The sequence below is a fragment of the Helicobacter sp. 23-1048 genome (assembly GCF_053654545.1).
This window is the reverse complement of the sequence record NZ_JBSIUT010000001.1, coordinates 947892-963743: the sequence shown is the minus strand read 5'-3', so window position 1 is coordinate 963743 and position 15852 is coordinate 947892. Positions and strand designations below refer to the sequence as shown.

The window sequence follows — 15852 nt, the reverse complement described above, 5'->3', positions numbered from 1 at the left end:
TTTGTGTAAAGTTTAAGTCGCAGGTGCAATTTTACACACAACGGAATGATAAAAATAATTTTTAAGTTGCTTTTAAGGTTAGTTTTTGTAGAGTCGTGGTTTATGCTTTAAGGTTGTAATAGCAAAACTATTGCCGTAATTTAAGGAGTATTTTTGGACCCATATCACTCGGGCTTTTTCTTTCTTTTAGCATTATTGCTAGTTTTTTTGAATGCTTTTTTTGTTGTAAGCGAATTTGCCATTGTCAAAGTCCGCAGAAGTAAGCTAGAAGAACTTGCTAAAAATGGCAAAAAAAATGCTACTCTTGCGCTCAAAATAACCTCTAACCTCGATACTTATTTAAGCGCGACCCAACTTGGAATCACGCTCGCCTCTCTTGCGCTTGGTTGGGTTTCTAAAGATGGCATTGGGAGTTTTATTTTATATTTCTTTGAATTTGCCTTTAAAGGCAATGGTGCGCTTATAGATATACTTTCTATCACCCTCTCTTTTGTTTTTATCACACTTTTGCATGTTGTATTAGGCGAGCTTGTGCCAAAGTCTATCGCCATTGCCAAAACAGAATCTATGGTGCTTTTTATCGCTAAGCCACTGCATTATTTTTGGCTTACTTTTTATCCTTTTATTCGTTTGTTTGATTTACTTGCGGCATTTTTCTTGCGCCGTATGGGGATAAAGCAGGCGAAAGAAAGTGAGCTAGCCCACTCCGATGAGGAGCTTAAAATCATCGTTGGTGAGAGTCTCAAAGAGGGCTATATCGATTCTGTTGAGGGAGAAATTATCCAAAACGCAGTAGATTTTGGGGATATTGTAGCAAAGGAGATTATGACGCCAAGAAAAGATATGATTTGCCTATGTGCGGAAAACTCTTATGAAGAAAATATGAAAATCGTGCTTGAGACAAACCACACGCGCTATCCTTATTATAGAGATTCTAAAGACAATATCGTGGGAATGGTGCATATCCGCGACTTACTCCAAAATGCTATCAGTCAAAAAGAAAGCAATATGATAAATCTCGTGCGTAAAATGCTTATTGTGCCTGAAAGTGCGTATATTTCAGAGATTCTCACAATGATGAACCGCCAGCAAGTGCATACTGCTTTGGTTATTGATGAGTTTGGCGGGACTTCTGGGCTTTTGACAATGGAGGATATTATCGAGGAAGTAATGGGCGATATTTCTGATGAGCACGATTTAAAAACACAAGAATACCAACAAATCGCCGAAAATGTCTATGAAGTAAGCGGGAAAATTACTATTGATGATATTGAAAAACTCCTTAATGTTGATATTCAAGAGCGAGGCGACCATATTACCATTGGCGGCTATGTATTTGGACTTTTAGGACGCTTGCCAGAAGTGGGTGATTTATGTGAAGATAGCGCGTGCAAATTTGAAGTGCTACAAATGGACAACACACGCATTAGCAAACTAAAAATCACCAAAATCAAAGATACGATAATAGGGGAACAATAGTGCAACAATGCGCGTTTTTTGATAGAGATGGTGTAATCAACCAAAATGGCAAGGGCTATACTTATAAAATAGAGGATTTTGTCTTTTGTGATGGAATCTTTGATCTTTTGGCAGAGTTAAAAAAGCAAGGATTTCTCCTCCTTGTAATAACCAACCAATCAGGCATTGAGCGCGGACTTTACACACAGCAAGATATGGAAATTCTACACACCTTTATGCAAGAACAACTCACAAAACGACTTGGATTTGGCTTTGAGCGCATTTATTTTTGCCCTCATTTACCAGAAAAAAATTGCGATTGTCGCAAACCACAGCACGGAATGATTACGCAAGCATTGAGTGAATTTGATATTGATTTACACACTTCATTATTTATCGGTGATAAAATCACAGATATGCAATGTGCACAAAATGGAGGTGTGCAAAATAAATTTCTTATAGATTGCACACTGCCACAGCGTTTTATACAATCAGGCGATTTTGAGGATACGCACTTCACAAATTTACACATTGTGGCAAATCTTAGCCAAATACGCGCTATAATCACACAGCAAAACTTAACTTAAAAAGACGAAAGGAGCAAAAATGAAATACATTTATGATGACTTGGAGGGTAAAAATATCCTTATTACAGGCGGAGCTGGCTTTGTGGGAAGCAACTTGGCATTGTATTTTCAAAATGAATATCCAAAGGCAAATGTAGTTGTGTTTGATACATTTCGCAATGATGAACGATTCCCAAATGGAAATCTAAAAAGCTTGGGAAGTTTTAAGAATCTTGTGGATTTTAAAAATGAAATTATCATTGGTGATATTACCAATGATGAAGATTTAGCGCGCATTGCCAAGCGCAATTTTGACTACATTTTCCACCAAGCTGCCATTTCAGATACCACCACCACAAATGAGAATCTCGTGCTAAAGACCAATTTTGAAGCCTTTAGAAATATTTATAATATCGCTAAAGAACAAGGTGCTATGCTTGTGTATGCAAGCTCTGCTGGGACTTATGGAAACTCAAGTGCGCCAAATATCGTAGGAAAAGGCGAAGTCCCAGAAAATGTCTATGGGTATTCTAAGTTGTATATGGATTATTTTTCGCGCAGACAAATTGCGTGCGAGCCACAGATTCCACTCATTGGATTGCGATATTTTAATGTTTTTGGTGAGAGAGAATATCATAAAGGCAAAACCGCCTCAATGGTGCTACAACTCGGACTCCAAGCATTAGAGCACAAAAAAGTGCGACTTTTTAAGCACGGCGAGCAAAAGCGTGATTTTGTCTTCATTAAAGATGTCATTCAAGCAAATGTCAAAGCAATAGAAGCACAAAAAAGCGGAATCTATAATGTGGGCACAGGCGTAGCACGGAGTTTTAATGATGTAGTAAATACACTCAAAGCAGAATTAGGCGAATTTGAAGTGGAATATTTTGACAATCCTTATGGATTCTATCAAAACCATACGCAAGCAGATATTCAAAGCACAAAAGAATTTTTATCCTACACACCACGATTTAGCCTAGAAGAAGCTATAAAAGTGTATGTCCCAGAAATTAAGAGAATCTATGAGCGAGAAATCGCTAAAAAATAACCCATTGCAAAAATGTTTGATTTAGAAAATAAAAGTCCAAAAATCCTTGTAGTTGGGGATTTGATGATTGACCACTACATTTGGGGTGGATGCGAGAGGATTTCGCCCGAAGCCCCTGTGCAAGTCGTAGATGTCAAAAGCGAAAGCAATCGCTTAGGTGGAGCGTGCAATGTAGTAAATAACCTTATTGCTCTTGGCGCACAAGTAAGCGTATGTGGAGTGATAGGCGATGATGAAAATGGCAAATGGCTCACACAAACCTTGCAATCACTTGGTGTGGATATTAGCCATATTTTTGTTGATTCCTCGCGTCCAACGACCAAAAAATCGCGCATAATCATTTCACACCAGCAAGTTTTACGCGTAGATAGAGAAAGTGCGCTTAGTGTAGATTCTACGCTTTTAGCAAAAGTGCGCGATGAATTGCAATCTTTGCTTAAAAAAGTGGATTGTGTGATTATTTCAGATTATGGCAAGGGGCTTTTAGATTACACATTTACGCAACACATCATCACTCTTGCGCGAAAGGAGCATAAATTCGTGCTTTGCGACCCTAAGGGCAAGGACTACACGAAGTATAAAGGCGCAACTCTACTCACTCCAAACAAAAAGGAAGCCCAAGAAGCCACAGGTATAACTATTAACGATGATACAAGTCTTTTGCAAGCTGGATTAAAGATTAAAGAACTTTGCAATCTCTCCATCTCGCTTATCACGCTAAGCGAAGATGGGATTGGAATCTTTGATGAGGGCAAATGCCAAAAGATTCCCACTTTCGCCCAAGAAGTCTATGATGTAACGGGAGCTGGAGACACCGTGATTGCTGCTCTTGGCTTTGCATTAAGTGCTGGGTTAGACATTTATAAGGCAAGTGAGTTTGCGAATATGGCAGCAGCGGTGGTGGTCGGCAAAGTTGGTAGTGCAAACGCCACACATATTGAAATTGACCATTTTTTGCACGCTAAGATAAAAGATTCTAGTGGATACAAGATTCTATCAAAAGAACAACTCAAGCGTATTTTAGATACATTTAGGGCAAACAACAAAAACACTAAAATTGTCTTTAGCAATGGGTGCTTTGATATTCTCCATCGCGGGCATACTCAATACCTCAAAAAAGCGCGTGCATTAGGCGATATGCTTATCGTTGGGCTTAATAGTGATAGCTCTGTAAAAGCACTTAAGGGTGATTCTCGCCCTATTAACACACAAGAGGACAGAGCCTTTGTGCTTTCGAGTTTGGAGAGTGTAGATTATGTCGTAATCTTTGAAGAATCTACGCCAAGCGAACTTATCAAATATCTCGCCCCTGATGTTTTAGTCAAAGGGGCGGATTATGAAGGTAAGGAAATTGCTGGAAGTGAATTTGTCAAAGAAGTGCGTTTAATTGAATTTGTCCCCAACAAATCAAGTAGCAACATCATAGAAAAAATAAGGAGTTTGTAATGCAAGATTTTAGCGACTTTATTACAGAGGAATTTCACAAACACATCGAAGCGAGCACAAAAGCCTTGCCTGCAATGCTAGATTCTATCCAGCAAAGCGCGCAACTTTTAGTGCAATGCCTTAAAGACGGAGGTAAAGTGCTTATTTGTGGCAATGGCGGGAGTGCGGCAGATTCTCAACATTTTGCTGCTGAACTCACAGGGAGGTATAAACGCGAGCGCAAAGGACTTCCTGCCATAGCTCTAAGTGTGGATACTTCCGCACTCACTGCCATAGGCAACGACTATGGGTATGAATTTGTCTTCTCTCGCCAAGTGCAAGCCCTTGCAAATAAAGGCGATATAATCTTTGGAATCTCCACAAGTGGGAACTCTACTAATGTGCTCAATGCCTTTAAAATTGGTAAAGAAATTGGGTGTAAAAATATCGGGCTAAGCGGTCGTGATGGCGGGGCAATGAATGAATTGTGTGCAATAAATCTCATCGTCCCAAGCAACGATACACCAAGAATCCAAGAAGTCCATATCCTTGTTATCCACGCATTGTGCGATATTATAGAGAATCAGTGTGGATAAGTAGCGGTGGATAATGTTTGAAAAAACCATTGAATCACTCAATAAGATTCACAACTTTTCACAAGAGCTCAAAGAACTCATTAGCACTGATGGAATCAGTGCACCCTTTGCCAATGTCCAAAGCACTGCTGGACTAAATACACTCACATTGCCTAATGGCAAAGTGTTGCAATGCTTTGGGCATATTAAAGTGGTGAGTTATAAAGACTTTCAAGCCTTTGGCGCACCGAAATTACACTTTTGTGCGTGCGATGAGTTTTTAGCACTCATAGATTCCAAAAATCCGCTTTTAAGCCTAGTGCAAGCGCAAAAAAATTCCTTTAGCTTCACTGTGCAACAAGGCAATGTTACCACAGCGTGGTATGCGGATTATCCATTGCCATTTTGCGAATCGTGTGTGGAGATTTTACGCACCTTGCTAGCTAAATCTGGCAACAACGAGAATCAACATCTCACACAAAAAGAATTAGAAAAGATTGTTTTTTCCAAAAATTTTATAAAGTTTTTTTCTTAAAAGAATCGTTTTAGAGCAAATATCGCATTACTAGATTTATCGCAAGTATGGCTACAAAACTAAGCGAGCCGTGCTGCAAAAAGAATAATATCCTTTGACTAGCATTGTGCGTGGCAAGGCTAGATTCTCTATAAATCACATATAAAATCCCTACAAAAACGCATAGTGAAAGAATGAGAGAAATAGAGATGTTGTCAAAATTTTTCTGTTTTATGTCCGCTCCAATTTTGCTTAAAAATACACTCAAACCAAAAGCAACAATAACCAATCCAATACCCACAAAAAATGATAACGCGCTATTTGCAATCTTTTTAGCACCGCTTAACTCAAAAAAATATGCACGATTCTCAAAATGGATACACACACTCATTATAAAGCAGGGTAACATACTCAAAAATACTCCAAGCGAAACAAACATTGAAATTTTAGAGAGGAAAAACATCTTAGAATCATTTGGATTAGCCGATACAAAAACACTCCCAATCATAATAAATAAAAAAAGTAACACCAACCCCAAATGTAAAAAAACATTTACAAAATGCTTTTGCATAAGATTTACTAATGCGGTAAAAAATAACAAAAGCAAGGCAAAATACAAAAATACCACACGATATTGTGCGAAAAATTCCTCCACAACAACCCCGTTAATGTCAGGGGAAAACAATGATTTGGCAAACACAACACACGGAATCAAAACCCATAATACACAAATTCTCATCATAATCCACACTCTAAACTATACTAACTCGTGCATTGTCCCATTGCAATAGATTTTTTCCACTTTGGAGCGCAACTTTACTCCATTATACGGCGAAAAGGAATCTTCTATGAGCGTGTGAGAATCCTCATTGACGATGATAAACTCTGCCTCCGCTCCAACTTCCAAACTTCCGCGATTAAGCCCCAAGATTCTCGCAGGATTGTGTGAAAACAATGCTGAAAGCACACTAAGCTCAATATTATGTGCCTTAAAAATCCTATCATACGCAAGGGCAAAACCAAAGGCAATGCAATCAATCCCAGATTCCGCCAATTCAAACACTTGGTCTTTTTGCGAGTTGAAATTTGCACACTGCAAAGTGCTAAGCACATCAATCTTACCGCCTTTAAGATTCTCCAATAATGCTACGCGCAAATTCTCTGGCAAAAGTGGTGGAGTAATTTTGCCAGCGGTGTTGTAATTATCACACACCTCTTCATTCAAAATCAAATGATGTAAGCTTACTTGTGTATGCACCTTTAAGCCTTGTGCTTTGTAAGATTGGATAATATCCACACTACGCGGGAGGCACACAGCATTTAAAAGCAATGTAATATCGCAATCCACAAACATTTCGCATATTTTAGCCACTTCTGTGCTTTGAGATTTATAGCTTATCATTGGCAATCCTAATTTACCCGCAAACTCACCCTCAAAAAGCACGCCTTGTGATAATGAGCTTTCTTTAGGGAGGCAAATGATAGGTGTTTGAAGCATTTTGGCGTATTGGGCTATGCGTATAAGCATATTCCCATCAATATCGCTATTGGTGCAAATGCAACGCGCACCATTATCATACAGCCTGCTTATATCGCTTAGTTTATGAGGGCTCGCACTATCGCTATTTTGCGTGATAGTAGGCTTTATGCTTGGGATAAAATGCACTTGTGTGGCTATATCAAGACTTTTTACCAGCTCTACAATGGCTTCATTATCGATAGCTGGCGTGCTTTGTGGAAAAAGTAAAAGAGTAGAGAATCCACCATTTAAAGCCTTCTTTGAAAGCGTGGTGAGATTGTTCCTTGAGAGTGTCTTTGCCTTAGGATACACGCCTATATCAATGAGAGCAGGCATAAGGAGTTTGCCATTTGCCTCATATATCTCGTGTGTTTGATATTCTTTCATTTCATTTAAGTTTTGCGTTACTTCCGCAATGATGCCATTCTCAACCTTTAAGCAACCCTTTTTGCTCCCACGATAATCACACATTGTGGCGTCTTTGATTATCATATTGCAATTCCTTTGGTCTTAGATTCCATACTGAGCGATTTTTGAGCGCAAGACACTCTCACTCATTCCTAGCAAATCGCTTATTTTTTGCATATTGCCATCTTCTCTTTGCACCATTTGATATAAAAGCTCCTTTTCCAAATCTGCAATGCTAGAATCTTGAAGATTCCCAAATACGCGTTCTCTACTTTGCAATGCTAAGTCTTCGGGCTTAATTTCGTTACCATCGCTTAAAATGACTGCGCGTTCAATCACGCTCAAAAGCTCTCTTACATTCCCGTGCCAAGCGTATTGAAGCATTTGTTTTTTAGAATCTTCACTAAAACTCTTTGGCTCAAAACCATATTTTTGCGTAGTTTCTTGGAGTTTATACTCCGCTATTTGGAGGATTTCTTCTTTTCTCTCGCTAAGTGGTGGGATAAAGATTGGGATTGTCTGCAAGCGGAAAAACAAATCTTGGCGGAACTCACCTCGAGTGATTTTTTGGGATATATTAGCATTAGTCGCAGAGATGAAGCGCACATCAATAACAATTTCCTTAGAGCTCCCAAGCCTTGTAAGTGTTTTTTCTTGGAGCACGCGCAAAAGTTTGGCTTGCAAACCAATAGGCATTTCGCCAATCTCATCTAAAAACACGGTCCCGCCATTTGCGACTTCTAAGATTCCGAGTTTTTGTGTTGTAGCGTCCGTAAATGCGCCCTTTTCATATCCAAACAATTCAGATTCTAATAAATGCTCAGGGATTGCTGCCATATTGATAGCGATAAATGGAGATTTGGCGCGATTTGAATTTTCGTGGATAAAATTTGCAAATACATCTTTTCCCACGCCACTTTGTCCCATCAAAAAAACATTAGCATCAGTTGGAGCGACTTTGAGTGCGATTTTTTTTGCCTGCTCTAATGCAGGTGAAGTAGCGATAAATCGCTTAGATTCCACGAGGTTTGCCTCTGTGTTCTTTTTGCTTGGTGATTTTGGCGCGCTTGCTTGAAGTTTTTGGGTATTTGCTTTAGAATCTAGCGCATTTAGCTCTCTTTCTTGCTCCTTAGCAATGCGCTCTAGTGCCTCAATCATTTCTTTTTCAATATTTTTTTCTTTAATTAAAAAATCTTTTACGCCCAAGCGTATTGCTTTTATGGCATTTTGCACGCTGGCATTCCCTGTGATAACGATAGCTTTATAATGCCTGCTACCCTGCTCTTGCAATGCGCTCAAAAACTGCAATCCGTCCATTTTAGGCATATTTATATCAGTGATGACGACATCAAAACTTTCATCAATGCCATCTAGTGCTTCCTTAGCATTTTTAAAACTCACAATTTCATATTGTGGATAATCACCAAAAGTAATCTCTAGTGCCTTTCGGAAGTTAGTATCATCTTCGACAATGCAAATTTTCATCATATATCCTTAAAATCACCCTTGCAAGGCTTGTCCTCATAAGAGCGCGCAAATACTCCTTGTAGCAAATTGCCTCTTGTAATATTGTGCATTTAGAGTCTTAGTGTTAAATTATAGCTTATTTTTAGGCGTAATGGTGGTTAAATGAAAGATTTAAGAAATCTTATACAAAACATACAGCAAAAATGTGGAATCTATCAGTTCTATGATACGCAAGGGAGGCTTTTGTATGTGGGGAAAGCAAAAAATCTCAATAAACGCGTAAAAAGTTATTTTGCCAAAAGTGCCAATCTAAGTCCTCGTATCGCCTCAATGGTAGCACAAATCAATGATATTAAAACGCTTGTTACCACAAGCGAACAAGACGCCCTTATCCTAGAAAATGCCCTTATTAAAGCCTCTAAACCAAAATATAATATTTTATTGCGCGATGATAAAACCTATCCATACTTGTATGTCGATAGATCTGAAGATTTTCCTACCATTAGTATCACACGCAAAATCATTAAAAAACAAAAAGTGCAATATTTTGGTCCTTTTAGCTCTGGCGCAAAAGAGCTCTTAGAGGGTATTTTACAAACCAACAAACTCGTGCAAAAAAAATCCTGCCTCAAGGGCAAAAAAGCTTGTTTGTTTTATCAAATCAATCGTTGCAGTGCGCCTTGTGAGCAAAAAATCTCTAAAGAAAACTACGCTAGCATACTCCAAGATTCCCTAGAACTCATTTATAACAAGAAAAAACTTCTTACAATGTTAGAATCTAAAATGCTATCCTTTGCTAAATGTGAGGCTTTTGAAGAAGCCTCAAAGCTACGCGATATGATAAAAAAAATTACACAAATGCAAATACAGAGCAGCATTGATTTAGCAGACATAAGCAATTATGATATTTTTAGTATTCTTGCGCCAAATGTGAATTTTTCATCAAGTGCAGATTCTCACACAAGCAAGACATATCAAAGAGTGATTTTGTTTAAGCTATTTGTGCGCAATGGACGCGTCAATTCAAGTGATTATATCATCGCGCACAATAGTGCATTATCCTCTCAAAATGAAATACACGCGCTTTATTCTCAAGCCCTACTCTCTCATTATGCCAAAAATCCTCCCATTTTGCCTGATTGTATTTTGTTGCCTAGTGATATTGGTGAGTTTAGCGATAAAGAAAAGCTCCAAGATTTTTTTTATGACAAATTTAACAAAAAAATCCCCATTCTCCAACCAATCAAAGGCAAAAAAGCCGAGCTTATCACACTAGCAAACAATAATGCGACAGAAATTTTACGCTTAGAAGAAATCCAAACAAGTCAATACAACGAACTTTTAGTAGAAATTCAAACATTTTTTGCCCTCACCCACACGCCGTATAGAATCGAAGTTTTTGATACCTCTCATCACGCGGGGAGTCAATGTGTGGGCTCAATGATAGTCTTTGAAAATAACGACTTTATTAAGCAATCATATCGCCACTTCTCCTTACAAGCACGCGATGAATACGCCCAAATGCGTGAATTACTCACAAGGCGTGCGCATAAATTTGAGGAAAATCCTCCGCCTGATTGCTGGCTTATTGATGGTGGAAGTGCGCAGCTCAATCTTGCACGCGAAATTATAGAATCTAGTGGCGCGAATGTGGATATTATCGCCATTGCTAAACATAAAATAGCAGGGAAAGCCCATAGGGCAAAGGGAAGCGCAAATGATATGTTGCATTCACACAAGGGCATACACAAACTCTCTCCGAGTGATAAAAAACTACAATTTTTCCAAAAACTCCGTGATGAGGCGCATCGTTTTGCCATTACCTTTCATCGTGCTACAAAACTCAAAGAGCTTACGCGCATTAAGATTCTAGGAGATAAACGCGACTTAACGCACGCACAAATAGAAAAATTGTTGCGGATTTATGGTAGTATAAAGGTCATTGAAAATCTCAATAATACAGAGATAAAAGAGGCTTTGCGCTCTAAGAAGTAGTTACAAAACCCATTCAATCTCTAAACTTAACCACATTACAAAAAGGGATAAAATGAAATCTTTATGGGGGGCAAAATAAAAATGCTAACGCGCACCAAAGGATATTTTAAAAATATTTCAACCAAACAAAAAACAAGTATTTTAATGTGGCTAATTGGCACGACATTTATGCTTTGCTCATTCACAGGATTACTTTCACTTACAGGATTAAAGGGTGATTATGATAGAAATTACACCAAAACTCAAACAAATATGACTTACAATCAGATTCTGGTTTTAAGCCAATACAATGTCGAAGATTCCACACAGCTTCACAAAATAAAAAATCTTTGGGAGCGGTATAAACATAAATTGCAAGAACAAGAAAGTAGGCATAAAATTTTAGTAGCAATTCACTCTTTTTACCAAGATTACTACACAAAAGAATTAGGAGAGCAAACAGACATTCTCACTAATCAACAACAAGACATTATGGAGCAAATAGATTTTTTATTTTTAGGAGAATCTTTAGACACACAAAAGCTTAATGAATTGTTTTTACAGCTCTTTGAAATCAATATACAACTCTCTACACACAATAAAGCTATTAGTGATTCTATTTATCATTCAAGTCTTATTTTGCTTGGGTTTTTTGTGAGTGTGCTTGCGGGGGCTTTTTTGTTCCTTTCTAAAAGTATTGCAGATTCTATTGATGAGAGTTATGCAGATTTAGAGAATCTTGTCGAGCAAAAAACACTCGAACTCCAAAACATTAACACCAACCTCCAAAAATCTATCGAACTTGAAGTCGCCCAAAATCAAAAAAAAGATTTACTTATTTATCAGCAAGCAAGACTTGCTTCGGTGGGGGAAATGCTCCACAATATCGCTCATCAATGGCGACAGCCACTAAATTCACTTACATTACTCATTCAAAGTTTCCAAACCAAACAAGAAAATGGCAAACTGAGCGAGGAATTCATACAAACACAAACACAATATGGACTAAAAATCGCCAAAAATATGAGTGAGACTATTGAGAGTTTTAGTAATTTCTTCCGCCCAGAAGTGCAAAAAACATATTTTAGTATCCAAAATGCCATTACAGAATCTTTGGAGCTTATAAACCCCGTGTTAAGGGATAATAAAATCACTACGCAAAATGATTTTTCTAATGGCGATTATGAAATTTTAGGCTATGAAAATACCTTTACTCAAGTGATTTTTGTGCTTGTGAATAATGCTATTGACGCATTTAAGGGACTAAAAAATCCTAGAGATATAAATCTCATACAAATATCCATAGGTAAAGATGAGGAGAATCTCTACATTTATGTCAAGGACAATGCAGGCGGAATAAAGCCAAATAATATGGAAAAAATTTTTGAGCCTTATTTCACAACGAAACATAAGGCAAAAGGCACAGGTATTGGGCTTTATATGGCAAAACAAATCATTGAAAAGCAATTTTTTGGACAAATAGATGTGAAAAATATTGAATCTTTAGGACAAAATACTTATAATGGTAGTTTATTTAGTATCACGATTCCATTAAAACCAAATGCTATTCAAAAATGCGAAAGGACAAGCTAAAATATGGAAATAAGTAAGGAAATACAAGACTTACAAAAGCTCACAGTGCTCTATGTTGAAGATGATGAGGATACGCTTAATCTCACTTCAATGGTGTTGGGCGATTATGTCGGTAGGCTTATAACCGCAAAGGACGGACAAGAGGCGTGGAAAATCTTTAGTATGCACAAAATTGATATTGTGCTTACAGATATTTTAATGCCAAAAATGAATGGGTTAGAGTTTATCTCTGCAATCCGTAAATCCAACCAAGCAAATATCCCTGTAATCATCACCACAGCACACACAGAAGTAAAATATCTCCTTGATGCTATTGAACTCAAAGTGGATAATTATGTGGTAAAGCCCATTGACATTAGCGGGCTTTTACGCACGATGCAAAAGACAATGCTCCCATTCTCTCAAGCCCAACAAATCGAATCACAAAATATCCTTATTAAAGCAATAGGGACTTTTGTGGGTGGTAAAAAAATTGAGATTATTAGGTATCTTATTGAGCATTCAGATGAAGATAGTGTATTTCACGGGAGTTATGAGGACATTATCGCCAACATTGATGTATCCAAGCCAACGGTGGTAAAAACCTTTAAGCAACTTTTAAATACAGGGATTCTTATCAAAGTAAAAAATAAAGTTTATAAATTTCACCCTGATTTTATAATGAAAATTTAGCTACAATTTCTCCGTGAATTTGATACAAATCTCATCTTACATTACAAGGAGAATCCAATGCTAGTTACAGGAAATGAAATCCTCCAAAAAGCCCATAAAGAAGGCTATGGCGTGGGTGCGTTTAATTTTGTCAATTTTGAAATGCTAAATGCGATATTTTTAGCCGCTGACAAAGCAAAATCCCCGCTCATTATCCAAGCAAGCGAGGGCGCGATAAAATATCTCGGCATCGATATGGTGGTAAATCTCGCACGCACGATGGCAAGCCGATATAGCCATATCCCTGTGGCACTCCACCTAGACCACGGCACGAGCTTTGAATCGTGCAAAAAGGCCATTGACGCGGGATTTACCTCCGTGATGATTGACGCCTCTCACCACGAGTTTAGTGAAAATCTCGCCCTCACCACGCAGGTTGTCGAGTATGCCCATAGCAAAGGCGTGAGTGTAGAAGCCGAACTAGGGCGATTGCAAGGTATCGAGGATAATATTTCAGTTAGCGAGGCAGACGCCGTGCTAGTCAATCCCGCAGAAGCACAAGAATTTGTCGCCAAAAGCAAGGTAGATTTTCTAGCCCCAGCCATTGGCACAAGCCACGGCGCGTTTAAGTTTAAAGGCGAGCCAAAGCTAGATTTTGCCCGCCTCCAAGAAGTCAAAAAGCGCACCAATATCCCGCTAGTCCTGCACGGTGCAAGCGCGATACCAGAGTATGTGCGCGAGTCTTTCCTCTCCACAGGCGGGGATTTAAAAGGCAGCAAAGGCGTGCCATTTAACTTTCTAAAAGAAGCAGTAAAGGGCGGAATCAACAAAGTAAATACCGACACGGATTTGCGTATAGCCTTTATGGCGCAAGTGCGAAAAGTGGCAAATGACGACCCTACGCAGTTTGATTTGCGCAAGTTTTTCACACCCGCTATGGAAGCGATGAGCGCGGTAATCGCCGAGCGAATGGAAGTGCTAGGCTCTGCGGGCAAGATTTAGCAAAATTTATAAAAATCTAGCCACATAAAATTTTGCAAAATCTAAGAATCTATGGAAAATCTAGCCCACATTTAGCCCAAATCTAGCAGGCACAAACCAAAAACCACGCCAAAAGGCACGAAAATTTCTTTGTCATTATAAAACAGCAAGGATTTATAATGACAAAAGAGACGACAAATAATTCTACACCGACTACCTTGACTACACCACCCGCATTGCCTACCCTACTTTTTATCGCGGATTGTTATAAATACACACACGCCGCAATGTATCCCAAAGGCTTAGAATGCGTGTATAGCACACTTTATTGTCGCAATCCACGACTAGATTTAAGCGCGCTAAATGGGCATATCGTAGCATTTGGTATGCGCCAAGCAATCGCCAAACTCCACGCCCTCTATGCAGAATTTAAAGCCACTGATAAATCCACAATCAAAGCAGGGTTAGAGTTTTTATACAGCGATTTTATGAAGCTAGATAAATCCCAACAATCCTACGAATTTCTTATCGACAAATGGCTTAGCCTCCCCCAAGAATTGCCAATTCGGTTTAAAATCGTGCCTGAAGGGAGCTTTATCCCCTCGCACTCGCCCATTATCACGCTTCAATCCACACAAGATGAGCATTGTTGGTTTGTAAATTTCATCGAAACTTATTTAAATTCTCAGATTTGGAAATCCTGCCTTGTCGCCACAAATGCCGCGCGATTTAAGCGCATAGAATATGATTGCTTAGGGAGCTACCTTGATGAGAGTTATAATTTCCACGATTTCGCACAGCGCGGAATGAACGGCATTGATGATTGCTATAATTCATCGATGGGACATATTTTGTTTTTTAATGGCACAGATTCTATGATGGCACTCAAAAATCTCTATGACGAATACGGCGCACAAGCCCATCTCGTAGGCTCAATCCCCGCAAGCGAGCATAGCGTAATGTGTCTAGGCGGGCAAGAAGATGAAGTGGAGAGCTTTAAGCGCATTATGAGCGCATTTCCCAAATCAATGGTATCAATCGTCTCAGACACTTGGAATCTATGGGAGATTATCGAGCAGCTAAAACGCGACAAAGAGGCAAGCGAAATGATACAAAAACGCGCATTTCCTATCGTGTTGCGTCCTGATTCTGGAGACCCGTTTTTAATCCTCACAGGCGATGCGAGCGCAGATGATGAGCGCGCACGAAAGGGCGTGATAAGACTTGTTGATGAGTATTTCGGACTAAATAAAGTGTGTATAATCTATGGCGATGCTATCACGGTGGAGCGCGCACGCGCAGTATATAGCTGGTGCAAGGACAATGGCTATAATCCCACAAAATTTCTATGCTTTGGGATTGGAAGCTATGCGTATAACTCTGGCATACGCGATGATGTGGGATTGGTAAGCAAAATGACTTGGGCGCGGATAAATGGTGAAAATACACACCTCATCAAATCCCCAATCACAGGGGGCGAAAAGCTCTCACTCTCTGGCAAAGTCGGCATAGACAAGCACACGCGCAAAACCGTGCAGTTTTTGGATAGCGATTTGGAAAATGATTTGCTCAATGGCGATTTAGCCATTCCCTCGTTACGCGAATTGCGAAAATATGTCAAAGCGGAGTTTTTGCGCGTATTAGGAAAAAGCAAGTAATGAGAATCTAACCCC

The 15852-nt window shown here is 39.0% G+C and carries 14 protein-coding genes; 11 read left to right on the top strand and 3 right to left on the bottom strand.

All coding sequences use genetic code 11. From position 1 onward, the window contains the following. Positions 1-153: 153 nt before the first annotated feature. Genes ACWIWK_RS04765 through ACWIWK_RS04740 form a run of 6 tightly spaced genes read left to right on the top strand, consistent with a single transcriptional unit; the run spans position 154 to position 5607 of the window. Positions 154-1479 (top strand): hemolysin family protein, encoded by a 1326-nt coding sequence (locus ACWIWK_RS04765; protein WP_454151308.1) that lies wholly within the window; start codon positions 154-156, stop codon positions 1477-1479. Continuing rightward, positions 1479-2045 carry a D-glycero-alpha-D-manno-heptose-1,7-bisphosphate 7-phosphatase gene (locus ACWIWK_RS04760; protein WP_454151306.1) on the top strand — a complete coding sequence of 189 codons (567 nt, stop codon included), beginning with the start codon at positions 1479-1481 and terminating at the stop codon, positions 2043-2045. The genes ACWIWK_RS04765 and ACWIWK_RS04760 overlap by 1 nt, the downstream gene beginning before the upstream one ends. A gap of 19 nt (positions 2046-2064) precedes the next feature. Continuing rightward, the gene (rfaD, locus tag ACWIWK_RS04755) at positions 2065-3072 is read left to right on the top strand and encodes an ADP-glyceromanno-heptose 6-epimerase (protein ID WP_454151304.1); all 1008 of its coding nucleotides are present in this window, start codon (positions 2065-2067) and stop codon (positions 3070-3072) included. Between the two features lie 12 nt (positions 3073-3084). Next, entirely contained in the window at positions 3085-4518 is a 1434-nt protein-coding gene (gene rfaE1 / locus ACWIWK_RS04750) for a D-glycero-beta-D-manno-heptose-7-phosphate kinase (RefSeq protein WP_454151302.1), read from the top strand. Next, positions 4518-5093, top strand: a complete 576-nt coding sequence (gene gmhA, locus ACWIWK_RS04745; protein ID WP_454151301.1) for a D-sedoheptulose 7-phosphate isomerase — start codon at positions 4518-4520, stop codon at positions 5091-5093. The genes rfaE1 and gmhA overlap by 1 nt, the downstream gene beginning before the upstream one ends. A gap of 13 nt (positions 5094-5106) precedes the next feature. After that, a complete protein-coding gene (locus ACWIWK_RS04740; RefSeq protein ID WP_454151300.1) occupies positions 5107-5607 on the top strand; it encodes a hypothetical protein in 501 nt (166 codons plus the stop codon). Between the two features lie 10 nt (positions 5608-5617). On the opposite strand, the gene ACWIWK_RS04735 is transcribed toward ACWIWK_RS04740, so the two are convergent. Genes ACWIWK_RS04735 through ACWIWK_RS04725 form a run of 3 tightly spaced genes read right to left on the bottom strand, consistent with a single transcriptional unit; the run spans position 5618 to position 8998 of the window. Beyond that, positions 5618-6325, bottom strand: coding sequence for a hypothetical protein (locus ACWIWK_RS04735; RefSeq protein WP_454151298.1), 708 nt, complete (start codon positions 6323-6325; stop codon positions 5618-5620). 18 nt (positions 6326-6343) lie between these two features. After that, positions 6344-7597, bottom strand: coding sequence for an amidohydrolase family protein (locus ACWIWK_RS04730; RefSeq protein WP_454151297.1), 1254 nt, complete (start codon positions 7595-7597; stop codon positions 6344-6346). Positions 7598-7615: 18 nt separating this feature from the next. Then, positions 7616-8998 (bottom strand): sigma-54-dependent transcriptional regulator, encoded by a 1383-nt coding sequence (locus ACWIWK_RS04725; RefSeq protein WP_454151295.1) that lies wholly within the window; start codon positions 8996-8998, stop codon positions 7616-7618. A 144-nt stretch (positions 8999-9142) separates the two neighbouring features. Between ACWIWK_RS04725 and uvrC the strand changes: the two genes are divergently transcribed. From uvrC to ACWIWK_RS04700, 5 genes are all read left to right on the top strand, one after another. After that, positions 9143-10975 carry an excinuclease ABC subunit UvrC gene (gene uvrC / locus ACWIWK_RS04720; RefSeq protein ID WP_454151293.1) on the top strand — a complete coding sequence of 611 codons (1833 nt, stop codon included), beginning with the start codon at positions 9143-9145 and terminating at the stop codon, positions 10973-10975. 63 nt (positions 10976-11038) lie between these two features. Then, positions 11039-12547: a sensor histidine kinase gene (locus tag ACWIWK_RS04715; protein WP_454151291.1), complete on the top strand. Its 1509-nt coding sequence runs from the start codon at positions 11039-11041 to the stop codon at positions 12545-12547. Between the two features lie 3 nt (positions 12548-12550). Then, on the top strand, positions 12551-13219 hold the full coding sequence (locus ACWIWK_RS04710; RefSeq protein WP_454151289.1) for a response regulator: 669 nt from the start codon (positions 12551-12553) through the stop codon (positions 13217-13219). A gap of 57 nt (positions 13220-13276) precedes the next feature. Beyond that, positions 13277-14200 (top strand): class II fructose-bisphosphate aldolase, encoded by a 924-nt coding sequence (locus ACWIWK_RS04705; protein WP_454151288.1) that lies wholly within the window; start codon positions 13277-13279, stop codon positions 14198-14200. Between the two features lie 158 nt (positions 14201-14358). After that, complete coding sequence (locus tag ACWIWK_RS04700; protein WP_454151286.1) at positions 14359-15837, top strand: nicotinamide phosphoribosyltransferase domain-containing protein; 1479 nt, start codon at positions 14359-14361, stop codon at positions 15835-15837. Positions 15838-15852 lie beyond the last annotated feature (15 nt).